Consider the following 23,788-nt stretch of genomic DNA (forward strand, 5'->3'; position numbering starts at 1 on the left):
CCTTCGCGGTGTGCGTGTGCGTGCGTGCGGAGCGGTGTCGTCACTTCCCGCCGAGAGCGGGCTCCAGGTCCGGGGTCTGCACCCTGGGCTCGGGGTCGTCCTCGCGCAGGAACAGCTTGCTGGGCCACCACATCCAGCGGCCCACGTCCAGGGTCAGCGCGGTGACCAGCACCGAGCGGACGATCATGGTGTCCAGCAGGACGCCGAACGCCACCGCGAAGCCCAGCTCGGCGGCGAACACCAGCGGCAGCGAGGCCATCGCCCCGAAGGTGCCGGCCAGTACCAGACCGGCCGAGGTGATCACACCGCCGGTGGTGGACAGGCCCAGCAGTGCGCCGCGCCGGGTGCCCTGTTCCGCGGACACCTCGCGCACGCGGGTGACGAGGAAGATGTTGTAGTCGATGCCGAGTGCGACCAGGAAGACGAACGTCAGGAGCGGGAAGGAGGCCTCCGCGCCGGCGAAACCGAAGACGTGGTTGAACACCAGGCTGCTCACACCGATGGCCGCGCCGAAGGACAGCACCACGGTGCCCATGAGGAGCACCGGTGCGACGACCGAGCGCAGCAGCAGCATGAGGATCAGCAGCACCACGATCAGGACGATCGGGATGATCACCTTGGAGTCGCGGGCGGCGGCCGTCTGCGTGTCGAGCATGACCGCCGAGCTGCCGCCGACCTGGGCGTCGGCTCCGTTGATCGCGTGGACCGCGTCCCTGGCCTTCTTGACGGTGCTCATCGCGGTCGTGCTGCTGGGGTCGTCCTTGAGCTCCCCGAGCATGACGGCCTCGCCGTCCTTGGCCGTCGGGGGCGTGACGCTCACGATGCCGGGGACGCCGAGCAGTGCGGTCCGTACCTCTTCCGCCGAGGCGGCCTTGCTGACGACGAAGATGGGGTCGCCGGATCCGGCCGGGAAGTGCTCCGACTGGATCTTCTCGCCGACGGCCATCTGCGGGGTGTTGGTGAACTGGTCCTTGTTGGCGAGCCCGTCGGCCTTGAGGCCGAGTACGCCCAGCGCCATGACGGCGAGTGCGAGGGCGGTACCGATCCACACGAGCCGCGGCCGGCCGGAGACGGCGGTGCCGACCCGGGCCCAGATGCCGCTCTCGGCATTGGCGGGCGCTCCGTAGGTGGGCTTCACCGGCCAGAAGATCCAGCGGCCGCAGGCCACGAGCAGGGCCGGCATCAGGGTGATCATGGCGAGCAGGCCGACGAGGACGCCGACCGCACAGGCCGGGCCGAGGCCCTGGGTGGAGTTGAGGGTGGCCAGCATCAGCAGCATCAGGCTGACCGCGACGGTCGCGGCGCTGGCGATGATCGCGGGGCTGGAGCGGTACAGGGCCTCCGCCATCGCGTCGTGCCGGTCCTCGTGTTTCAACAGCTCTTCCCGGTAACGGGAGATGAGGAGGAGCGCGTAGTCGGTGGCGGCGCCGAACACCAGGACGGTGAGGATGAAGCTGGTCTGCTTGTTGACGACGAGGCCGGCGTTCTTCGCCAGGACGTAGATCACCGCCTCCGAGGTGACCAGGGCGACGCCCACGGTCAGCAACGGCAGCAGTGGCAGCAGTGGGCTCCGGTACGTCAGCAGCAGGATCGCGACCACCACGAGCGCGGTGATCGTGGTCAGGGCCCCGCCGCCGCTGAACGCCTTGATCGAGTCGGCGGCGTACCCGCCCGGGCCCGCGACGTGGAAGCCGAGGCCGTCGGCGTTCTTCTTGCCGACCTCGGTCATCGCGTCGACGACGGTGCCGATGCCCTCCCAGCCCGACTTGTCCTTCTTGACCTGGACCACCGTCTGGATGGCCTTGCCGTCCTCGGACTTCACCGGCCCCTGGGCCGGGCCCACGATGTTCGCGATGCCCTTGAAGGCCTCGACGTCGGCCGTGGCCTTGGCCAGGTCGGCGTCGGTGACCCCGGCGGACCGGTCGTAGATCACGACCGCGGGCAGGGTGTCGGCGGACATGAACTTCTCGGCCCGCTCCACGACGGCGGTCGACTCCGCGTTCCCGGGCAGCCAGGCCGAATTGTCGTTCTCTTCGACGTCACCGAGCTTTCCGGCCAGCATCAGGGCCGGAACGAGCAGGGCCGCCCAGAGTGCGATGACGACCCATTTTCCCAGCCTTCCACTGGGCAGGGCCGCTATCTTGCGCATCATGTGAATTCCTCGGTCTTCCGTCGAAGGGTAAGTCGAAGGGCAAACAGCGTCGCGATGGTGCTCTTGAGTCGTTAACAGGCTTGAGGCTAGGGCACGTTGACCCCGCACGAAGGGAGGAGGAGGTCCAAGACCCCCTCCTCCCTTCGGTGTTCCGGCGGCCGCGGTGACTATGAGTGGGCGATTCCTCAAACGCGGCACGAACAATGCGGCCCCTGACCTCAGTTCGCCCCCTGGAGCACGGCCGCCATATCCCAGATCCGGGAGCGGACGTGACCGAAGGCGAGCAGCACGGGGGCGTCGGTCAGGATGGGAAAGCTGTACGGGAAGGGGCGCGGGCCGACCATGTCGGGCGGCCCGCCGTAGCCGCCGTCCGCGTTCTGGTGCGCGAGCAGCCAGGACAGTGCGCGCCCGACGGGCCGGTGGTCGGTCCCGTAGCACAGCGTGATGAGCCCGTAAGCGGTACTGATGTCGTCGCTCGGGTCGCCCGGCTGCATCCCCCAGCCGCCGTCCTCGTTCTGCGTCTCGAGCACCGTGCGCTCGATCCGCTCGGCCATGCGGGCCACGTGGTGGTCCTCGGGGCCCGCGGTGCACGCGGCGAGGCGTGCACGGAAGATCGTGTGCAGCCGGCTGCGGCTCCAGCCCGGCTCGAAACCGCCGTCGTCGAGCTGGCTCTCGGTGAGGAAGGTCAGGGCGCGCCGCCGGGCGGGCAGCGTGTCGGGGTGCGGGGCGAGCCCGCAGACGGCCGCGGCCGTCATACAGGGTTCGGAGGAGGCCCCGGCGACGTACGTGGGGAACCCGCCGTCGGCGCCCTGGACCGCCAGCAGCCCCGCCACCCCGCGGCGCACGGAGTCCTCGTAGGCGACCGGGTCGATGGCCTGGAGGAACTCCAGGGCGCACGAGGTGTCGTCCACGTCGTTCTGCGCGACGATCTCCGACATCGACCAGCCGTCGGTGAGCGTCGCCCCCCGGGAGAGCGAGCGGGTCGGGGCGCCGCCCTGGTGGTCGACGAGCATCCCCGCCATCCGGCGCAGCAGTTCCGTCGGGGCGCCCGCCGCGACGAGGGCCGTTCCGGCGGTCGAGGTGCACCAGTTGTGCATCTCCAGGACGAACGGGAAGCCGCCGTCGGCGCGCTGGTGGCGCAGCAGCGTCCGCAGGCCGCCGCGCACGGTCTCCTCGTTCCCCGGGAATCCGGCGAGCCCGTGCAGCACCAGCAGGTGCATCAGGGCGTAGCCCTCCCACACCGTCGTCGCGGGACGGGTGGCGGCCAGGGTTTCCAGCGCGGCGGCGGTGACCTCGTTCTCCACCCCCGCGGCGGCGGCGAGGATCAGGGTCACGGAGGCCTGTTGCACGGCGGCCCAGGAGTGCAGGGGGTCGGAGGGGACCTCGTCGGCGACCGCGGCCAGTACCTCGGGCGGCAGCGGGCAGCCGAGCACGGACAGTACCGCGCACACCATCATGCGGCGGCGGGCGGAGATGAATCCGGGGGCGTCGCCGAGCACGCCCTCGGTCAGCTGGGTGACGAGCTCGGTGTCACCGGCGGAGGTCCGGCCGGTGGCCCGCGCGACGGCGAGCGCCGCGAGGACGCGTTCGAGCTTGTCCGGGGTGTCCTGGTGTGCCCGGAGGAAGCCGAGCAGGCGTTCCCGGGCGGGCGAGTCGGTACCGGTGCGCGTCATCAGCGCCAGGGCGAGCGCCGATTCCAGCACCCGGCTCTGGCACTCCTCGCGCAGTGCGCCGTCGGCGTCGACCCGGCCGGCGACGTGGGCGATGAGCCGGTCCGTGGCCTCGCGCACGTGGTCGGGGTCGATGTCGGCGGGCCACGGCATCGGGGCCGCGTACTCCAGATCGGCTATGTACAAGGCAGGCTCCTGTCTCGACGGCCGGTCAGCGGACGCTCTGGGCGAACCGGAAGAACTTGTACGGGTCGTACTTGGCCTTGACCGTGCGCAGCCGCTGGTAGTTCTCGGCGTAGTACGAGCGCTCCCAGTCGGGCAGCCGCGCGTCGATGAAGTTCTGGTAGGTCTCGCCGTTCGAGTAGGGGTCGATGGCGGCGAAGCCCGCGTCGACCCAGCGGTTCGCCGAGGCCTTGGCCTCGTCGGCGACGGGCGCGACGGCGTTCGCGGTGAGGAAGCTGACCGAGAAGAGGGAGTCGCGGTGCACGTAGGCGGTGGCGGTGCGCGCCACCGTGTTGGCCTGGCCGCCCAGGGCGGAGATCTGCAGCTGGCGCATCTGGCCGGGCATCCGGTCGCCCTCGAAGGCCGCCAGGGCCTTCGCCCAGCCCTCGCGCGGCATCGTCTGCTTGAACAGACGGCTGCGCCAGGCGCCGAACGCGGCGCGCGGGACCTTGCCGCCGGGGCTGGTGTCGTCGCGGTGGCACTCGTCGACGGTGAGCTCGGCGCAGCGGTAGAGCTGCATCATGACGTTCTTGTACGGGGCGGTGAACTTCTGCTGGAACACCGGCGGCTTGCCGACGATGGAGAGGAGGCGGGCGATCTCCGCGTCGAAGGCGGGACCGGTGTCCACCGAGCCGAGGAAGATCGACGCGGTCGGGACGGTGCCGGGAGCGGCGTCGGTGAGCGTGACGTTCATGCCGCTGCCGATCGAGTGCGGGGCGTCGACCAGCCACTTCGCCCAGCCGTCGAGCATCTCCAGCGCCTGGGCGTAGGGCCAGGCGATATTGATGGCCGCCACGTTGGTGAGGGGCGAGGGGGTGACGTCGTAGGAGGTCACGATGCCGAAGTTGCCGCCGCCACCGCCGCGCAGGGCCCAGAAGAGGTCCCGGTGCTGGTCCGCCGAGGCGGTCACGATGCGGCCGTCGGCGAGGACCACCTTCGCCGCGGTCACCTTGTCCGAGGCCATGCCGATGTACCGGGTGAACAGGCCCATGCCGCCGCCCTGGAGGAACCCGCCCGCGGCGACGGTCGGGCAGTAGCCGCCGGATATGCCCAGCCCGGCCGGCGCGAGGGTGTTCGCGATGTCGACGAGCTGCGCGCCGGGTCCGATCCGCGCGGTGCCGTTGCCGGCCCCGAGGGTGACTTCGTTGAGCCCGGACACGTCGATGACGAGGCCCTGGGTCGTGGAGTAGCCGGCGGCGCTGTGGCCGCCGCTGCGGGCCGCGACCTCGATGTCGTGGTTCTGGGCGAAGGTCAGGCACTTCGCCACGTCGGAGGGGGTCTTGCAGTAGGCCACCGCGCGGGGGTTGGTCGCGTCGAACTGGACCTGGTAGAGCTGCTTCGCACGCTGGTAGTCCGCGTCGGACGGCAGCACCAGGTGTCCGCTGAGCCGCTCGTCCAGCCGGCCCCACCGGATGCCGGACCGCGTCCGGGAGCTCACGGAGGCGGAGGCGGAAGCGGGGAACACGGCGGCCGCGCCGGTCGCTGCGAGGGCGGCTCCACCGGCGCCGACAAGGAACTTTCTACGATCGATCATGTGCTGCGCTGCCTCTTCTGCCAGGAGATCGTGCGTACCGGATGGGTGAGTGCCGGGGCACTCGGGAGGGCGCTGACCGCGCCCTCCCTGCTGCTCGTACGGGGCCCTGCGCCTACGGGGCCTTCCGCTCCAGGACCTGCGCGAGCGCGGCGGCCAGGGCCGCTGCCGGGTCCTCCTCGCCGCCCGTGCTGCGCCAGGCGACGTGGTTGTCGGGCCGGACCAGTACGGCGCCGTCGGCGGCCGTCTGGCGGACCGCCTCCCACGCACCGTCGACGTCGGCGTACTCCGCGCCTTCGCCGATGGCCGCCAGGACGACCGGGACGGAGAACGTCTCCGACGCCCGGGCGGCCGCCTCGGACCACGCCGTCCCCTCGGGGCCGGTGATCAGGACGAAGCCGGTCCGGGCACCGGTCAGGTCGTGCGTGGACAGCCGGCGGCCGTCCTGCTCGATCCACGCGTGGGGCAGCCGGTGTCCCGGGCGGGTGGTGGGCTCGTACACGTCGCCCAGCGCCGCGCGGGCCGGCGGCCGGCTGCCGTCGGGGACGACGGCGCCCGCCTCGTAGGCGAAGCCGATCTCCACGTCGTGGGCCTGGCATTCGCCGCGGTGGGTCGCGAAGATCTCCGCGGCCCGCTGCCGCTGGGCCGCGCCGACCGGGGTCGGGGCGAAGTAGCCGAAGAACACCGGCGTACGGCGCTCCGGCGGGATGTGCTGGCCGAGGCCGATGGCCCCGTCGATGACGACCTGGTGGTGGGAGGCCGCGGACATGGCCCAGCCCAGGTTGAACTGGCCGACCGGCTTGCGCTCCGCCTCGTAGGTGTCGAGCAGGCTGTCGGGCGCGGTGCCGGAGACGACCGCCGCCAGCTTCCAGGCGAGGTTGTGCGCGTCCTGGATGCCGGTGTTCAGGCCGAGGCCGACGGCGGGCGGCTGGCGGTGCGCGGCGTCACCGGCGAGGAAGACCCGTCCGTAGCGGTAGTGCTCGGCGAGCACCGCCTCCACGGTCCAGCTCGTGACGTCGTGCAGGGTCACCTCCAGCCCGGGCAGGCCGAGGACCTCGCGGATCCGGGCGGTCACCGCCTCGGGGTCGGTGCGGTCCACGCCGACGAGGGAGAGGTGCAGGCCCCATTCCTCGCAGTTCTTCCCCCAGGTCGGACCCATCTCGATGAGGGCGCTGGAGAGGTCCTGGCGGTAGGGGTTGAGGAACCAGGTGATGAGCGAGCCCTCGTTCCACACCTCCGACAGGTCGGCGGAGAAGTAGACCGTCGTGGCGTCGAACAGGGAGGGCAGGCCCTGCATGGTCACGCCGAGGGCGGCGCCGACCGTACGGCCGCCGTCCGCGGCGATGGCGTACTGGGCGACGACCGTGGTGAGCTCGCCGGTCGCGAGGTCGCGGACCTCGGCGGTCACCCGGTCGCCCTCCTCGGAGATCGAGGTCAGCTCGTGGCCGAACAGGACGCGTCCGGGATTGCGGCGCTCGGCGTGCTCGCGCAGGATCGGCTCCAGCCGCACCTGCGGCAGCTTCGCCGGCAGGGCGGGCCCGGCCGCCGCGTACGTCTCGCTGAGCTCGCCGCCGCCGAAGCCGTCCATCTCGTGGATGAGGCGCTTGTCCAGCGGACCCGCGCCGGTCAGCGTGGTCTGGTAGCGGACCTTGCCGAACTTCTCCAGCGGCGCGCCCTGTTCGAGCACTTCCGCGTCCAGACCGTGCTGGCGGAAGACCTCCATCGTGCGCTGGTTGATGTAGTGCGCCTTCGGCAGCCGCGAGGTGTCCGCGCGGCGCTCCACCAGCACGTGGCCGACCCCGTGGTCGGACAGGAACGCGGAGGCCGACAGGCCGGTCCCGCCTCCGCCCACGATCAGGACCGGAACTTCGATGGTTCCCATGTTCGTCTTCGTCCTTCCAGGAAATGACAGCCGGAATTGAGCAATGCGCGGGTGAGGGAGGGTCGCTGAACCGGGTCGCTAAACAGGGCTCGCTAAACCAGGGCTCGCCAAACCGGAATGGAGCGTTAAACCGGGCTTTCCAGCGCCCCGTCTTCCAATTGCATGATGTCGAGCACTCCGGGCTGCCACCGGTAATAGGACTGGAGTTTGTAGTACTCGCCGTCGGGCTGGGAGGCGACGGCGTAGACGAACTTCGTGGCGGGATCCGCGGCCAGCACGTGCTTCACGAACCGCTCGACCTTCGGGTCGAGCGGGACGGACAGCGAGGTCGGATCCTCGGTCGCCACGGCGAAGCAGATCCGCTCCACCTGCGGGGAATCCCAGTTCAGGGTCACGTAGATGCCGAAGGCCTGCCGGCCGAGCGCGAGCATCTGCTCGGTCGGCTCCGCCTGCTCGACCTCGCCGAGCATCGAGCGCACGGCGTCCGGTGCGAAGCCGCCCGCGGGGGGCTCGCCGAAGTACACGTTGACGGTCTTGTTCCGGTAGTCGATCCCGAGCAGGCCGACCGTGTCGCCCATGCCGTACCGGTCGAAGAACTCGATGCTCTTTCCGAGGCCGGCCGGCATCGACGCAATGGCGGCGAGCTTCGCTATCGCCTGGAGGTCGTTCCGGGGGAAGACCAGCCAGATCTTCTTGAAACCGCGGACGACACCGAAGTCGATTCCGTAGCTGTCGATCGGGCAGGCGTCCCGGATGTCCGAGAGCAGCGCGCCGACGGGGTGGTCCGTCGGCGGGGTCAGACCGTGTTCCACGGCCAGTTCGTACGGGTCCACGTCCAGCGGGGTCGTGAACCGGCAGTCCAGCTCGCCCTCGTGCTTCTGGCCCGTCCCGAGCCGGAACGCGACCACGGCCTGCGCGAGGTCATCGCCGTACATGTCCAGGATGGGCAGGACCTTGTCCCGCGCGCACTCCACGTCCAGCAGGCCGGCCGCTTCCTCGATGGCCGCGTACAGCACCTGCACCGGGCTTTCCTCGGTGCTCCCGGCCGCCTCACTCATGACTGTCATCATCTTGACGCTTCATGTGGGCAAGACTCGGACACCGATCTTGCCGTCCACTGTTCCGCGACTTGCGCCCGACTTGGCGGGGATCGGCGGGCCGGGCGCTCCCGCGCCGGGGCACGCCGAGCACCCGGCGGACCAGCGGCTCTCCTTCGAGAACCGGTCCGCCGGGAGCGTGGTGTGCGGTGTGCGGTGTGCGGAGGTACGGCGCTTCGCGGCCCGCGGCCCGCGGCCCGCGGCCGCGGGCCCGCGGCCGGCTCAGCCCTGCTGCTGCAGGAGCTTCTCCTCCAGCCGCCGGGACAGCTCCACCCGGCGCGTCTTCATGGTGGCCGTACGGGGCAGTTCGGCCAGCGGGATCTGGATCGGATCGGCCAGCTGGGGGTAGGCGGCGACGGCCGTGCGCCAGCGGTCCCGGTCGAGCGGCTCGTCCCCGTGGGTGCAGACGATCGGCACGCCCCGGGAATCGGGGCCCAACACCACGACGAGTTCGACCAGTTCCTCCAGCCGGTCCAGCACGAGGTCCTCGATCTCCAGGCTGCTGCCCACCCCGGGGATCATGTCGATCTCCCGGTCGAGCATGTGCAGGCAGCCGAACTTGCTGCGGTAGCCGACGTCCCCGGTGCGCCACCAGCCGTCGTGCACGTTGGCGTCGTAGCGCTCCTGCTCACCGTGGTACGTCTTGGCTATGCCGTCCCAACGGGCGTCGATGAGACCGGGGTTCTGCGCGGAGGGCCGCTTGCCGTTCTGGCTCACCAGCCGCACGCGCGCACTGCCCGGCAGCGGGTAGCCCACGCAGCGTCCGTCCATCCGGTGCGCGGACCAGCGGTAGTACGGGCGGCCGACGGCCGGGCCGACCTCGCTCTGCCCGTAGATCTGGAAGAACTGCGCCCTGCGCCCGGAGGCCCCGAGGAGCCGGCGGACCGTCCTCGGGTGGATCGCGTCGAAGGTGCTGCTGAAGTACTTCACCGAGGCGAAGGGCTTGCGCGGATCGTCGGCGAGGTTCTCCCACGCCAGGAAGGAGTTGGGGAGCGCCTCGATCAGCCCGGGCCGGTGCTCGACGAAGAACTCGGCCACGTCCTCGGGGGCGCCGCGGTTGACCAGCAGCACCGGCATGCCCTTGGTCAGGCACAGGGCCATCGCGGCGAACATCCGGGAATGGCCGAAGGCGATGTGGATCGCGACCGTCTCCCGCTTGCGCATCAGGGCCAGCAGGACCAGCTGCGGCCGCAGCCGGGCGCGCATCGTCCGCGGGGTGTGCACCACCAGCTTGGGTATCCCGGTGGTACCGGACGTGTGCGTGATCATCGCCGGCTCGTCGAGTCCCTGCAGCCGGGGCCGCACCCCCGGGGACCCGGCGAACTCGCCGAGGGACACGACTCCGGGGGCGGATGCGCCCACGCTGATCACCCCGCGGGTCAGCTCGGCGAGCGGCAGACCGGCCAGCGCCTCCAGCTTGGGCCCGTCCGTGAGCAGGTGCGGCCGGTCGAGCCGCTCCATGAGCGCGGCGAGGGTCGGGCCGTCCAGCGTGTGCGACAGCATGACGGGGACGGCGCCCGTGCGCGCCACCGCGGTGGCCAGCAGCCAGACGTCGAAGTTGGCCGCCTTGTGCACCACGACGTGCTGGCCGGCCTTCACCCCGGCGGCCGAGATCCGGCCCGCGAGGTCCTCCACGTACCCGGCGAGTCCGGCCACCGTCAGGTGCCGGCCGGCCTCGGGAAGGACGTCGAGATCGTGATCGAGGATCAGCGGCGTCGAACCGCGCCCGCCGGCCGCCGCCCGTTCCGGCACGGACCCCAGATAGAGACCTTGCTTGTGTATCGAATTCCGCCTCATGAGACCTCCGTCCAGACCCGCGTCGCTCCCGGCACTCACTGGACAACGGCGGTCTGCGTACCGACACTTCGGAACTCCAGCATCCGCGCCACGACTTGGTCGGAACTGACCCCGGAGTTGGCCGCCACTTGGCCTCCCGCGGTTCGCGCGGCCGACTCCGGTCACGAGAGATTCACCGATCGGCCGTACACCGGGGCTCGTGCTCACGAGAATGAACAGCACCGAACAGCCGGGGAGGGCGCATGGCGGGTGGTGACGGTGACGCCGAGGGGCCGGAAGCGGCCCTGGCCGCGTTACGCGAGCAGTTGCGCGACGCCATGGACCGCAGGGGGCTGACCCGCAAGGACATCGTCGCGCGCAGCACCGTCGCCGGCACCCCTTTGGGCCCCACCACGATCAGTCGGGCACTGAACCCCGGTAACCCGCCGCCCAGTTGGCGTACGGTCAGAACCATCGCCCAGGTTCTGGGCGCGGACCAGGGCCGCCTGCGGCTCCGCGAGCTCTGGCAAGGTACCCGGATCCCGCCCGACGCTCCCCCGCCGCCGACACCCCTGCCGCCCTCCGCCCGGCCCGGCACGGTGGACGCGGCGAGCCCGGGGCTGCTCGAGGTACAGGAGGCTCCGTTCCTGCCGACCGACACCGGACCCGGCGACACCGGATCCGCCGACACGGATACGACGACGGGGGCAGCAGAAGCCGCCTTCCCGGCGCACCCGGCCCTCACCCCCTACGTCCCGCGCCCGCACGACGAGGAGCTGAGCCGCCTGCTGGGACCGGCGCTGGACGGCGCCACATCGACGCTGGCCGTCCTCACCGGCCACTCCTCGACGGGCAAGACCCGTGCCCTCTTCGAGGCCCTGCACCAACTGGCCCCTTCCCGCCCCCTCTGGCGGCCAGCCGACGCCGCCGCACTGGCAGACCTCCTGGCCGCCGGGCGCATCGGGCCCGGCACGGTGCTCTGGCTCAACGAGGCCCAGCGCTTCCTCTACGGCGATCGCTCCGAGGAGGCCGCCGCCGCCCTGCGCGAACTGCTGATGACGAGCACCGGCATCGTGGCCGTCGCCACCCTGTGGACGAACCCGTACTGGGACGACCTGATCCGGCCGGCGTTGCAGGCGGATCCGCACAGCCATGTGCGCGCCCTCCTGGAATCCCCGGTCACCCACCGGATCCAGGTCCCGGTCGAGCTGACACCGGCCGAGCGCTCGCACTGGGAACGCCTCGCCGAGTCCAGCCGCGACCCCCGCATGGCGCCCGCCCTACGGGCCGGCGCCGCCGACGGGCGGGTGGTCCAGCACCTCAGCGGTGGACCCCGGCTGCTCGCCGCCTACCGCATGGGGCCCGGAGCCCACTTCACCCCCGCCGAGCACGCCCTGGTCACCGCCGCCGTGACCGCCCGACAGCTCGGGCACCACCCACCCCTGTCGGAGGATCTGCTGACCCGCGCCGCCGACGCGGACCTCTCCTCCCGCCTCAGGCCGGCGGAGGCCGACTGGGCCCGGGCCGCCCTGGCCGCCCTCGCCACCGGAGTGCGGCGCGACGGGATCCGTACCGACATCCGGAACTCGCTCACCGCGCTGGTCGCCGTCCGGGCCACCTCCGGCGGCCCGGCCGCGTACGAACCGGCCGACTACCTCCATCAGAGCCTCCTCGCGACACAGGAGCTGCCCGACCCGACACCCGCCCTGTGGCGCGTTCTGACCGACTGCACGACCGATGCGTACGCGCTCAACCGCCTCTCGATGGAGGCGCAGCGGCGGGACTTCCTGAAGCAGGCCGTGTTGCTGCTGCGCCGGGCCGCCGTGGCCGGGTACCCCGAGGCCTGGAAGAACCTCGTGCTGATCACTCCCCAGGAAGCGGGAGACAGGCACGCCATGGCTCTCTGGATGGCGGATCACGTCGGACTCGGCTCGGCCTCGGGCGCGATGGCCCGACTGTGGGAGCTGCGTACCGAAGGTCCGCAGGTCACGGCCCGTCTCGCGGCCCGGGTGGTCGCCCGCACGGATCTCACCGACGCCGACGAGGTCCGCGAGCTGCTCGGATTGCTGGATGAACTCGGGCACGGGGACATGCTGCTGGCCCTCTCCCCGGAGGCGCACGTCAGCCTGTCGGACGAGATCGGCGTCCTCCAGCTGCTCACCCACCTGCTCGATTCCGGTTGCCCCGTCCCCGCGGCGCGTCTGGCGGACCGGATCCTCTCCCGTGGTGCGGTGCCCGGAACCGCCTGGGCGAACCACGTGGTCCTCCGGGCCCTGCGCGTGTGCGCGCACCGCCCCGCGGATCTGGAGTCCCTGTCGCTGGAAGCGGCGGACCGTACCGACCCGGCCGACCTCCGGTCCGCTCTGGGCCTCCTGCAGGAGTTCCGGGAAGCCGGCCAGGAGCGGGCCGCGCTGCGGTTCGCCGACCGGCTCGTCGACACGGCGGAGCCCGACGACACCGCGGCCGTCGCTTCCCTCCTGTACGAGCTGCGCTGCCTCGACATGTACTCCGCGTGCCGCCGCCTGGCCGAGCGGGCGGTCCCCGTAGCCGAACTGGAGGATCCCGAGGCCGTGGGCTGGCTGCTGGACGAGCTGGGGTACGCCGGGCTCGGCGAGGCGGTCGACGCGCTGTTGGCCAGGGATCCGGTAGCAGCGGTGGTGGCCGGCCCCGTCACCGCGACGGTCCTGCTCCTGTGGTCCTTGCGGTCCCTCGGCAGGAAGGAGCTGGTACACCGTCTGATCGTGAACAGCCTGCCGTACGTCGAGCCCGACGATGCCGAGTACGCCTCCTGCTTCCTCGACCTGATCGCGCAGTTCGGTGCCGCGCAGGACCTGGCGCGCTTCGCCCGGCGGGCCGCCGAGGAGGCCCCGCTCACCAGGACGGCCGCTCTGGGCTTCCTGGCCCGCTCCCTGCACCGGCACCACCAGGCGGGGCCGCTCGACCGGCTGGCCCGCCGCGCGATCGCCGACGCCGATCCGCGTGCCGTCGCTTCGTTCCTCGGTCTGCTCCGGACGTTCCGGTCGCTGGACCTGGACGCGCACGCCCACGCGCTGATCGAGCGGGCTTCCGGGCACCCGGCGCTCTCGGCCGCCGTGACCCGCCACGACCTGCTGAACCAGCTGCGCGGCGCGGGCGAAAGCGGGACCGCCCGCCTTCTCGAAGGAGCGGCCCCACCGGCAGTCGGCTCCACCGACGCGGCCCCTGCCCCTGCCCCTGCGGTCGCCGTCGCCCGCACGTGGCGTGCGTACGGCCTGGAGACCGACGGCACTCCCGCCGGTCCCTGGAGCTGGAGCGACCTCACCCCCCGGACCTCCTTCTCGTCGCGTCTGCGCCACCAGGGCGCGTCACCCCTCTCCGCCCCGGGCCCGTGGCCCTCCTGGGAGAGGTACGCCGACAACTAGGCCGTCTCTTTCGGATCTTGTCGGTCAGGACCCGGTGAGGTGTTCCGGGCGGACCGGGGTCCTGTTGAGCTCCAGGCCGGTCGCCGCGCGGATCGCGGCGAGGACGGCCGGGGTGGACGACAGGGTCGGGGCCTCGCCGATGCCGCGGACCCCGTACGGGGAGTGCGGGTCGCCCATTTCGAGGTAGTCGACCGGGAGCGTCGGCACGTCGAGGATCGTCGGGAGCAGGTAGTCCGTGAAGGAGGGGTTCTTCACCTTCGCGGTCTCCGGGTCCACGATGATCTCCTCCATGATCGCCACGCCCAGGCCCTGGACGGTGCCGCCCTGGATCTGGCCGACCACGGACAGCGGGTTGAGGGCCTTGCCCACGTCCTGGGCGGTGGCGAGCTCCACGACCTTGACGAGCCCGAGCTCGGTGTCCACCTCCACGACGGCGCGGTGCGCGGCGAAGGAGTACTGGACGTGACCGTTGCCCTGACCGGTCCGCAGGTCGAAGGCTTCGGTGGGACGGTGGCGCCATTCCGCCTCGATCTCCACGACCTCGTCCTCCAGGACGTCCGCCAAGGCGGCGAGCACCTCGCCCCCTTCGGTGACCACCTTCCCGTCCTCCAGGAGGAGTCCGCCGCCGGTCCACGCCGCGTCCCGGTCACCGAACTTGCGGCGGCCGATCTCCAGGACCTTCTCGCGGACGAGCCCGCAGGAGTTCTTGATGGATCCGCCGGTCATGTACGTCTGGCGGCCCGCCGAGGTCGAACCGGCCGAGCCCACCTGGGTGTCGGCCGGGTGGATGGTGACCTGCCGGACCCCGAGCTCGGTACGGGCGATCTGCGCGTGGATGGTGATCCCGCCCTGGCCGACCTCGGCCATGGCCGTGTGGACCAGGGCGACGGCCTCGCCGTTGATGACCTCCAGGCGCACCTTGGCCGTGGAGTAGTCGTCGAAACCCTCGGAGAAGCCGACGTTCTTGATGCCGACCGCGTAGCCGACGCCCCGTACGACGCCCTCGCCGTGCGTGGTGTTCGAGAGACCGCCCGGCAGCGCGCGCACGTCGGCCGCGCCGTCGGCGCTCTCCCACTGGCGCTCGGGCGGCAGCGGGCGGGCCTTGACCCGGCGCAGCAGCTCGGCGACCGGGGCCGCGCCCTCGACGACCTGCCCGGTGGGCATGACCGTGCCCTGTTCCATGGCGTTGAGCTGCCGGAACTCCACCGGGTCCATGCCGAGTTTCGCCGCGAGCCGGTCCATCTGGGCCTCGTACGCGAAGCAGGCCTGGACGGCGCCGAAGCCGCGCATCGCCCCGCACGGCGGGTTGTTCGTGTAGAGGCCGACCGCCTCGATGTCCACGTCGTCGATGACGTACGGGCCGACCGAGAGGGAGGCCGCGTTGCCGACGACCGAGGCCGTGGACGAGGCGTAGGCCCCGCCGTCGAGCACGATCCTGCACTTCATGTGCGTGAGCTTGCCGTCGCGGGTGGCGCCGTGCTCGTAGTACAGCTTCGCCGGGTGGCGGTGGACGTGGCCGAAGAAGGACTCGAAGCGGTTGTAGACCATCTTCACGGGCTTGCCGGTGCGCAGCGCGAGCACGCCGGCGGTGATCTGCATGGAGATGTCCTCGCGGCCGCCGAAGGCGCCGCCGACGCCGGCCATGGTCATGCGGACCTTCTCCTCGGGCAGCCCGAGGACCGGGGCGATCTGCTTGAGGTCCGAGTGCAGCCACTGGGTGGCCACGTACAGGTCGACTCCCCCGTCCTCGCAGGGCACCGCGAGTCCGGACTCGGGGCCGAGGAAGGCCTGGTCCTGCATGCCGAAGGCGTACTCGCCGGTGACGATGACGTCGGCGCGCTCGCGGGCCCGCGCCACGTCGCCGCGGAGGATGGGCTGGCGGTGCACGATGTTGGGGTGCGGGACGTGGGCGGAGTGGTGGTCCTCGCGGTTCTCGTGGACGAGCACGGCGTCGGGCGCGGTCGCCGAGGCCTCGTCGGTGACGAGGGGCAGCTCCCGGTACTCGATCTTGATCTTCGCGGCGGCCCGGCGGGCCGTCTCCGGGTGGTCGGCGGCCACCAGGGCCACCGGCTCGCCGTGGTGGCGGACCTTGCCGTGCGCCAGGACCGGAGTGTCCTGGAACTCCATGCCGTAGTACTTCACCGGGGTCGGCAGGTCCTCGTACGTCATGACCGCGTGGACCCCGGGCACGGTCAGGGCCTCGGAGACGTCGATGGACAGGATCTCGGCGTGGGCCACGGTGCTGCGGAGCGTCTGGCCCCACAACATGTCCTCGTGCCACATGTCCGAGGAGTACGCGAACTCGCCGGTCACCTTCAGGGTGCCGTCCGGGCGCAGCGTCGACTCGCCGATGCCGCCCTGGGTGCGGGCGGCGGCCTGGGTGACCTCGGTGGGGATGCCGGTGGTGGTACCGGTGGTGGTGCCAGCCATGATCAGACCGCCTCTTCCTGAAGTCCTCGGTGTTGCCGGTGCTCCCGGTGCTCCCGGTATCGGTTCCCGTCTGCGGCCCAGCCGGTGTCGCGACCCCCGTGCGCGACACGCTGCCCGGCGGCGCGGACGGCCGGTCCTTCGACCGTCACCGCGTCCCGGCCCGGTCGGCGGGGTGAAGAAATTCCATGAGCGGCTCTCCTCGTTCGCATGTGGCCAGAAGTAGTCGTCGGCCGCATGCACAGAAGTAGACCGTGGCCCCCACGGGGCGAGGCAGTCACCGATCGCTCAGAACCGGCTTCCCGGTCGGCTGTGGACGAGCGTGCATTCATCCACTCACATGTCTGTGAGCTGCTCTGATCCACCCTCAAGACATCTCACCCCATGCGAAAGTAGCGATCATGCGGCTACGCGAACTCCTGGACGACACCGAGCTCGGACTGCTCCTGCTGGTGGGCCACGATGAGGAATCCACACCCGACGCCTCGCCCGACTCCTCACCCGGCGCCTTGCTCGACCGGACCGTTTCCGCCGTCGCGACCAACGACCTGGCCGACCCCGGCCGCTTCCTCACCGGCGGCGAGCTCGTCCTCACGGGGCTCGCCTGGTGGCGCGAGGACGGGGACGCCGAATCGTTCGTACGCGTCCTGCACCGGGCGGGCGTCACGGCCCTCGCGGCCGGCGAGGTCGAGCACGGACTCGTCCCGCACGACCTCGTGCGCGCCTGCCGCCGCCACGGGCTCCCGCTGATCGCCGTACGGCCGGAGACCTCCTTCGCCGCGGTCACCGAGCACGTCCTGCGCCGGCTGCACCGCCGGGACCCCGGCAGCCTCGCCGGCCTGGCCGACCTGACCGCCCTGGTCGAACGCCACCGCCGGCTCCTCACCGACCGGGCCGCACCCGACTCCGTACTGGAGCTGCTGCGGCACGCCCTCGGCCTCGACGTGCGCGTCCTGTCCGCCACCGGACGCCAGATCGCCGGAGCCCGGCCGCCACTGCACGCCAAGACCGCGGCGGCCCTGGCCGCCCGCCACCTCGCGGCCCGCCGCGCGGGCGGGACGTCCCCCCACACGGCCACGATCGGCAGCCGCCTCTACTCCCTCGTACCGATACCCGTTCCCTCCTCCTCTTCCCCCGCCGCTCCCTCCTCCTCCGAACTGGGCGACTGGCTGCTGGTCATGGAGTCCGACACCTCGCTCTGGCCGGCCCCCGACCGCGAGCTCCTCGACCGCACCGTCGAGCTCGTCTCCGACGCCCGCGCCGCCCACGAGCAGACCAAGACGGCGCGCAACGACCTGGCCGACCGCTCCCTCGCCCTGCTGCGCGACGGCAGCGTCCCGGCCGAGGAGATCCCCATCCGGCTGCGCAGCACCGCGCAGGCCGTGGTCAGCGGGGTCGGCCACTGGCCGCGCTGCCAGTTCGTGGTCGCCGCCGGCGAGTGGCAGGGCGCCCGCCCCGTCCCCGCCGCGGCCCTGCGCGTCCTCCTGGAGGAGGCCCTGGTCCAGGAGGACGGCCCGGTGCCGGTCTCCTCGGAGGACATCGCCGCCACCGTCGAAGGCGACCGGGCCGTCCTCCTCGTGCTGGTCCCCGAGCCCTCCGACGGCCGCCCCGACCCGGCCCTCGACCACGCCGCGCTGGAGCGCAGGCTCTCCGAGGCGCTCTCCCGCCGGCTCGGCCCGGCGGACAGCGTCTCCGTCGGCGTCAGCTCCCCGGTGGCCGATCCGCGCAACGCCCGCCGCTCACTGGAGCAGGCCCACAACGCCCTGCGCATCGCGCACGCCGCCCCCGAGCGGGTGACGGTCCGCGGCCCGGAGGACCTCACCTCGCACATCCTGACCCTGCTCCCCCTCATTCCGGCCGAAGCCCGCCGGGCCTTCGCCGCCCGCCTCCTGGACCCCCTGCGCGATCACGACGCCCGCCACCGGACCGAGCTGCTGGCCACCTTGGAGACCTTCCTCGACTGCGAAGCCTCCTGGACCGCCTGCGCCGCCCGCCTCCACCTCCACGTGAACTCCCTCCGCCGGCGCATCGCCCGCATCGAACACCTCACCCACCGCGACCTGTCCCGCCTGGAAACCCGCCTGGACTTCCTGGCAGCCCTGAAATCCGGCTGACGAGTCCCCCTCTCGGCGCCCTCGATCGCTAGGGTTGCCTCATGACCGCGCTGCCTGACTGGATGCGCCCTCCGCGCGCGGAAGGCTGGTTCGCGGAGGACCTCGACCGCCTCCCCGAGGCTCCCCGCCACACCGAGCTGATCGACGGAGCCCTTGTCTTCATGCTGTCGCCCCAGCGGTGGTGGCACGGCCACCTCGTCACCATCCTCACGGTCGCCCTCATGGAACAGGTGCCCGCCGACACCAGAGTCGGCCGCGAGATGACCATCAAGCTCGACCCGCGCAACCGTCCCGAACCGGACCTGTTGGTGACGACGGCCGACTTCGACGGTGACCGCACCTGGTTCGCACCGGAAGACGTCCAGCTCGTCATCGAAGTCGTCTCCCCCGAGTCCGCCCACCGCGACCGCACGGTAAAGCTCCGCAAGTACGCGGAGGCCGGCATCCCGCACCACTGGCGCATCGAGGACGAGGACGGGGCCCCCGTCGTCCACGTCTACGAGCTCGACGAGCCCACCAGGACCTACGTGGCCGCCGGCATCTTCCGCGGCACCCTCCAGCGCCCGGTCCCCTTCGAGATCGCCCTGGACCTCGACAAGCTCACCCCGCCCCGGACCAGCTGAGACCGGCCCGACGGTCGCTTACGGGTGCCCTGCGGACTCTTCGCGGACCGCTCCCAGCCGCGCCTGCTCCTCCTCGACGATCCGGCGGGCCATCGACACGTCCGAGACGTCGACCGCGTCCGGCGTCGACTCGGCGACCGCGCTCCGACGTGCGTACGCGTCGAACAGGCGGGTCTTGTTCTTCAGCATCTCCACCATCCGCTCGTCCACCCCGCGGGTGGTGAGCAGCCGGTGCACCCGGACCGAACGCACCTGCCCCATGCGGTGGGCCCGCGCCACCGCCTGGTGTTCGATGGTCGGTTTGATCTGGGGCTCACAGATGATGACGACGGACGCGGCCTGCATGTTGAGCCCCACCCCCGCCGCCTCGATCTGCGCCACCAGCACCGCATGACCCGGTACGGCGGCGAACTCGTCCACCAGCTGCTGACGGCGCGCGGGCGCCACGCTCCCCGAGAGCGGACCGTACACCTGACCGCCGCCCTTGCTCCGCGCACCGTCCAGCGCGTCCTTCACCGTTCCCAGGACATCCCTGAAGTTGGAGAACACCACCACCTTCAGCCCGTTCTCGGCGGCGTCCTCGACGATCTCGCACAGCCGGTTCAGCTTGGCCGACTTCTCGGGGCGCGCGTACGCCGCTCTGCGCATCGCCATGAAGTTGCCGGCGCGCACGGCCTCGCGGTAGGCATCCTCGTCCGACGCGCTCAGCTCCTCCCACTCGTCCGTCTGCTGGAGCGCGGGCAGTTCGGTCAGAACGTCCTCCTGGTTCCGGCGCAGATAGACCGGGGCGACGGCTTTCCGGAAGGCCTTGGAACCGGCCGCTCCGTCACGGACGCCGACGGCCTCTGCCAGGTGCGGCTGGAGAATCTGCACAAGGCTGCGGAACTCGGCGACCCGGTTCTCCATGGGCGTGCCGGTCATGAAGAGAACGCGTTCGCAGTGCCCGGACCATGCGGTCACTGCCTGGGAGCGACGCGTACTCGGATTCTTCACGTAGTGCGCCTCGTCCACGACCAGCATCCCCAGCTCACCGTCTCCGGGGGCCGGGAAACCGCGCAAGGCGTCGAAAGTGGTCACCCCTACGCCGCCCCGGCCCTTCCAGTCGGCGAACGCCTCCTGCCTTTCGGGGCCGTGCAGAGGCATCACTCGCAGCTTGCTACGGGCCTCGATCTCGCGCGTCCAGTTGATCAGGACGCTGGCCGGGCAGACGACCATGAAGTGGCTCTGCCCCTCGGCGGCGAGATGAGCCAGAGCAGCGATGGCCTGGATGGTCTTGCCGAGCCCCATCTCGTCGCCGAGGATCACCTTCCGCTGCGCCAGCGCGAAGCGCGCCCCGAAGGCTTGATAGCCGCGCAGCGAGACCCGTCGGTGGGTGTCGTCCAGCATCTGATCGCGGACCCGCTCGGCGACTTCGTCGGGCAGGAACCCCTCGGCAGCGGCGGTGTCGGGTCTGCGGCCGGAGATCTCCGCGAGCAGGCTGTAGTACTCGGCGGATCGCAGCTCGAAGTCGACCCAGGCCGCGACCTCGGTCGAGGTACCGCGCAGCAGATCCACCGAGGCCTGTGCGAGCAGCTCCGGCACACCGCCCCGTCCTGCTTCCTCGGTCAGCCCGCGGACCTCTGCAACGGCCTCCAGTGCCTGAGCTCGCTTGGCCTGCCCCACCAGCAGCATCCGCAGCCGCCCGGCGGCCGGCTTGGCCTCCGCCAGCAGCGGACCGAGCCGCTCCGAGAGGGCCGCGGCCGTGTCGACGGCTCGCCGCGCATCGGGGCCCGCTTCCACCAGCACGTGCAGGGCCAAGACGAGTGAGGTGGTTCGCGGCTCCGGCCGATCCACGTCGATGTGGACGGCGATGGTCTCCCGAACGGCATCGGATATCTGACGTGCCGCCGCGATGACCTGATCGGCGGTCCGCTGCCCCACGCCGGGAATCTGGCGCAACCGGTAGGAACCGGCATCGAGCACCTGCCGGATCGACCGCAGCCCGCTCCTCTCGACTTCCCCGAGCCTCAGCCGGCCCTCGGTGACCTCCTTCAACCGGGCCACCGGGATGGCGTCCAGCGCCTGTTCCGCCGCCGTATCGCAGATCGGCTTCAGCGCCGCCCGAACCGCCTCGACAGCCCGCCCGTGGTCACCGGCCACCGCCTGCGCCGCCTCGTACAGCCGCCCTCCCGCGGCGACCGCCTCCCGCTCACTGCGCCCCATCCCGCCCCGGCTCCTCTCGCCATGTCCGCCGCATACTGCCACCGCCGCCGCCGAGCCGCGGACTACTGCGGACAGCACAACGGCCTGACCTGCTTTCTCGCAGGTCAGGCCGTTTGTCCAGGTCCGCTCAGACGTTGAAGCGGAACTCCACCACGTCGCCGTCCTGCATGACGTAGTCCTTGCCCTCCATGCGGGCCTTGCCCTTGGAGCGGGCTTCGGCGACCGAGCCGCAGGCGACCAGGTCCGCGAAGGAGATGATCTCCGCCTTGATGAAGCCGCGCTGGAAGTCGGTGTGGATCACGCCGGCGGCCTCGGGGGCGGTGGCGCCCTGCTTGATGGTCCAGGCGCGGGTTTCCTTCGGGCCGGCCGTCAGGTAGGTCTGCAGGCCCAGGGTGGCGAAGCCGACGCGGCCGAGGGTGGCCATGCCGGGCTCTTCCTGGCCGACCGACTGGAGGAGTTCGAGGGCCTCGTCGTCGTCGAGCTCGATGAGTTCGGCCTCCAGCTTGGCGTTCAGGAAGATCGCCTCGGCCGGGGCGACCAGCGCGCTCTGCTCGGCCTTGAAGGCATCGTCCGTCAGCTCGTCCTCGTCCACGTTGAACACGTAGAGGAACGGCTTGACCGTGAGGAGGTGCAGCTCGTGGAGGAGGTCGCCCTGCTCCGTGCCCTTCGTGATGCCGTGCGAGAAGAGGGTGTCGCCCGCTTCGAGGATCTTCACGGCCTTCTCGACGGCCGCGAGGACCGCGACCTTCTCCTTCTGGAGGCGGGACTCCTTCGTCAGGCGCGGCACCGCCTTCTCGATGGACTGGAGGTCCGCGAGGATCAGCTCGGTGTTGATGGTCTCGATGTCGTCCTTCGGCGAGACCTTGCCGTCGACGTGGACGACGTTCTCGTCCTTGAAGGCGCGGATGACCTGGCAGATCGCGTCCGACTCGCGGATGTTCGCGAGGAACTTGTTGCCGAGGCCCTCGCCCTCCGACGCACCGCGCACGATGCCGGCGATGTCGACGAAGTCGACCGTCGCCGGGAGGAGCTTGGCGGAACCGAAGATGCCGGCCAGGACGCCGAGGCGGGCGTCCGGAACGCCGACGACGCCGACGTTCGGCTCGATCGTGGCGAACGGGTAGTTGGCCGCCAGCACGTCGTTCTTGGTCAGGGCGTTGAACAGGGTCGACTTGCCGACATTCGGCAGGCCGACGATTCCGATCGTGAGCGACACGTTGGCGACTTCCCGTAGCTGGAGGGGGCGGCGGCCCGGAGTGGGCCACCGGACAGTTTACTTTCCGATGAGGGGGGCCCGGTGTACGCGTGTCCGGGCACGTGATCGGCGGCCTCCCCGCCTAGTTTTGGGGGGTGGAGCGATACAAGGCGCGTACGGTACGTCACCCGGCGGAGCGGTCTGCGGAGAAGTCCGCGGAACGGTCTGCGGAGAGGTCTGCCGAGCGGTCCCCCCGGCGAGCGCCCGCAGCGGTGCGGAGCCGGCTGCCGCGGCCCCGGCTGACCGGGCTCGGCGGCGGGCTCTTCGCCTGCGCCGCCATGTTCCTGATCGGCGGCCTCGACTGGCTGCTGTTCGACGCCTCGCTGTTCGTCTACGGCCTGCTCTTCCTGCCCGTCGCGGCCGCCACCGCCCTGTGGGTCCGGCCCGCCGACCTGATCACCGCGCCGATCACCGCGCCCATCGCCTTCGCCGCCGGAGTGTGGCCCGTGTCGGGCGGCTCCGGCGGCTTCGCCGGCGAGGTGATGGGGCTGGTGTCCGCACTGTCCCTGCACGCCGGCTGGCTGTACGCCGGCACGCTGGTGGCCGCGCTGATCACGGTGGTGCGCAAGGCCGTCCTCATCGGCCGCCGGCGGATGCCCCGCCGCGTCGCCTGACGGCGGCGGGGACGGCTCCGGCCTGCGGGGACGGCTCCGGCCTGACGGCGGCGGGGACGGCTCCGGCCCCTACTTAGACGCCGACCGCGCCGCCATCGCCGCTCCCACGATGCCCGCGTTGTTCTGCAGCTCCGCCGGCACGATCCGGGCCCGGACGCCCTCGATCAGCGGCAGGAACTTCTCCGGCTTGCGGCTCACGCCGCCGCCGATGATGAACAGGTCCGGGGAGAACAGCATCTCCACGTGCGCCAGGTACTTCCCCACCCGGCGCGCCCAGTGCTCCCAGGTCAGCTCCCCGTCGTCCTTCGCCTTCACCGAGGCCCGCGTCTCCGCGTCGTGGCCCTTCAGCTCCAGGTGGCCCAGCTCGCTGTTGGGCACCAGGTGCCCGTCCGTGAAGAGCGCGCTGCCGATCCCGGTGCCCAGCGTGAGCAGGATGACAGTGCCGTCGACCCCGCGCCCCGCCCCGTAGGCCATCTCCGCGACCCCGGCCGCGTCCGCGTCGTTCAGGACCGTCACCGGACGGCCGTCGAGCTTCGAGGAGAGCAGCGCCGCCGTGTCCACGCCGACCCAGGCCTTGTCCATGTTGGCCGCCGACCGGGTCACCCCGCCGGTGACCACCCCGGGGAAGGTGACGCCCACCGGTCCGTCCCAGTCGAAGTGGCGCACCACCTCGACGACGCAGCCGGCCACCCCGTCGGGGGTGGCCGGCTGCGGTGTCAGCACCTTGTGGCGCTCCTGCGCCAGGTCGCCACGGTTCAGGTCCACGGGAGCGCCCTTGATCCCGGAACCGCCGATGTCCACGCCGAAGATCTCCATGGACTC

At 71.5% G+C, this 23,788-nt stretch carries 14 protein-coding genes; 4 read left to right on the forward strand and 10 right to left on the reverse strand.

Annotated elements, in window-relative coordinates; translation table 11 throughout:
• Nucleotides 1-40: 40 nt before the first annotated feature.
• The 6 genes from ACFWNV_RS26995 to ACFWNV_RS27020 all read right to left on the reverse strand — a co-directional run bounded on the left by ACFWNV_RS26995 (nt 41) and on the right by ACFWNV_RS27020 (nt 10,351).
• Nucleotides 41-2,152 (reverse strand): MMPL family transporter, encoded by a 2,112-nt coding sequence (locus ACFWNV_RS26995; protein WP_383952004.1) that lies wholly within the window; start codon nt 2,150-2,152, stop codon nt 41-43.
• Between the two features lie 218 nt (nt 2,153-2,370).
• Complete coding sequence (locus ACFWNV_RS27000) at nt 2,371-4,008, reverse strand: prenyltransferase/squalene oxidase repeat-containing protein (protein WP_383952006.1); 1,638 nt, start codon at nt 4,006-4,008, stop codon at nt 2,371-2,373.
• Between the two features lie 25 nt (nt 4,009-4,033).
• Entirely contained in the window at nt 4,034-5,578 is a 1,545-nt protein-coding gene (locus tag ACFWNV_RS27005) for an FAD-binding oxidoreductase (protein WP_383952008.1), read from the reverse strand.
• A gap of 112 nt (nt 5,579-5,690) precedes the next feature.
• On the reverse strand, nt 5,691-7,457 hold the full coding sequence (locus ACFWNV_RS27010) for an FAD-dependent monooxygenase (RefSeq protein WP_383952010.1): 1,767 nt from the start codon (nt 7,455-7,457) through the stop codon (nt 5,691-5,693).
• A gap of 125 nt (nt 7,458-7,582) precedes the next feature.
• Complete coding sequence (locus tag ACFWNV_RS27015; RefSeq protein WP_383952012.1) at nt 7,583-8,515, reverse strand: aromatic prenyltransferase; 933 nt, start codon at nt 8,513-8,515, stop codon at nt 7,583-7,585.
• 261 nt (nt 8,516-8,776) lie between these two features.
• The gene (locus tag ACFWNV_RS27020) at nt 8,777-10,351 is read right to left on the reverse strand and encodes a class I adenylate-forming enzyme family protein (RefSeq protein ID WP_383952014.1); all 1,575 of its coding nucleotides are present in this window, start codon (nt 10,349-10,351) and stop codon (nt 8,777-8,779) included.
• A gap of 242 nt (nt 10,352-10,593) precedes the next feature.
• Between ACFWNV_RS27020 and ACFWNV_RS27025 the strand changes: the two genes are divergently transcribed.
• Nucleotides 10,594-13,731 carry a hypothetical protein gene (locus tag ACFWNV_RS27025; protein WP_383952016.1) on the forward strand — a complete coding sequence of 1,046 codons (3,138 nt, stop codon included), beginning with the start codon at nt 10,594-10,596 and terminating at the stop codon, nt 13,729-13,731.
• Between the two features lie 24 nt (nt 13,732-13,755).
• On the opposite strand, the gene ACFWNV_RS27030 is transcribed toward ACFWNV_RS27025, so the two are convergent.
• Complete coding sequence (locus tag ACFWNV_RS27030) at nt 13,756-16,161, reverse strand: xanthine dehydrogenase family protein molybdopterin-binding subunit (protein WP_383952017.1); 2,406 nt, start codon at nt 16,159-16,161, stop codon at nt 13,756-13,758.
• Nucleotides 16,162-16,559: 398 nt separating this feature from the next.
• Here ACFWNV_RS27030 and ACFWNV_RS27035 point away from each other — a divergent pair, with 398 nt between their 5' ends.
• Nucleotides 16,560-18,272, forward strand: coding sequence for a PucR family transcriptional regulator (locus ACFWNV_RS27035; protein WP_383952019.1), 1,713 nt, complete (start codon nt 16,560-16,562; stop codon nt 18,270-18,272).
• A gap of 41 nt (nt 18,273-18,313) precedes the next feature.
• Entirely contained in the window at nt 18,314-18,895 is a 582-nt protein-coding gene (locus ACFWNV_RS27040; RefSeq protein WP_383952021.1) for a Uma2 family endonuclease, read from the forward strand.
• 18 nt (nt 18,896-18,913) lie between these two features.
• Here ACFWNV_RS27040 and ACFWNV_RS27045 read toward each other — a convergent pair whose 3' ends face one another.
• On the reverse strand, nt 18,914-21,097 hold the full coding sequence (locus tag ACFWNV_RS27045) for a DEAD/DEAH box helicase (protein WP_383952023.1): 2,184 nt from the start codon (nt 21,095-21,097) through the stop codon (nt 18,914-18,916).
• Nucleotides 21,098-21,224: 127 nt separating this feature from the next.
• Nucleotides 21,225-22,313, reverse strand: a complete 1,089-nt coding sequence (gene ychF / locus ACFWNV_RS27050) for a redox-regulated ATPase YchF (protein WP_383952025.1) — start codon at nt 22,311-22,313, stop codon at nt 21,225-21,227.
• Between the two features lie 251 nt (nt 22,314-22,564).
• On the opposite strand from ychF, the gene ACFWNV_RS27055 reads away from it, so the two are divergent.
• Entirely contained in the window at nt 22,565-22,966 is a 402-nt protein-coding gene (locus tag ACFWNV_RS27055) for a DUF6542 domain-containing protein (RefSeq protein ID WP_383952027.1), read from the forward strand.
• 69 nt (nt 22,967-23,035) lie between these two features.
• Here ACFWNV_RS27055 and ppgK read toward each other — a convergent pair whose 3' ends face one another.
• Nucleotides 23,036-23,782 (reverse strand): polyphosphate--glucose phosphotransferase, encoded by a 747-nt coding sequence (gene ppgK, locus ACFWNV_RS27060; protein ID WP_383952029.1) that lies wholly within the window; start codon nt 23,780-23,782, stop codon nt 23,036-23,038.
• Nucleotides 23,783-23,788 lie beyond the last annotated feature (6 nt).

The sequence above is a fragment of the Streptomyces sp. NPDC058401 genome (assembly GCF_042722885.1).
GTDB lineage: Bacteria > Actinomycetota > Actinomycetes > Streptomycetales > Streptomycetaceae > Streptomyces.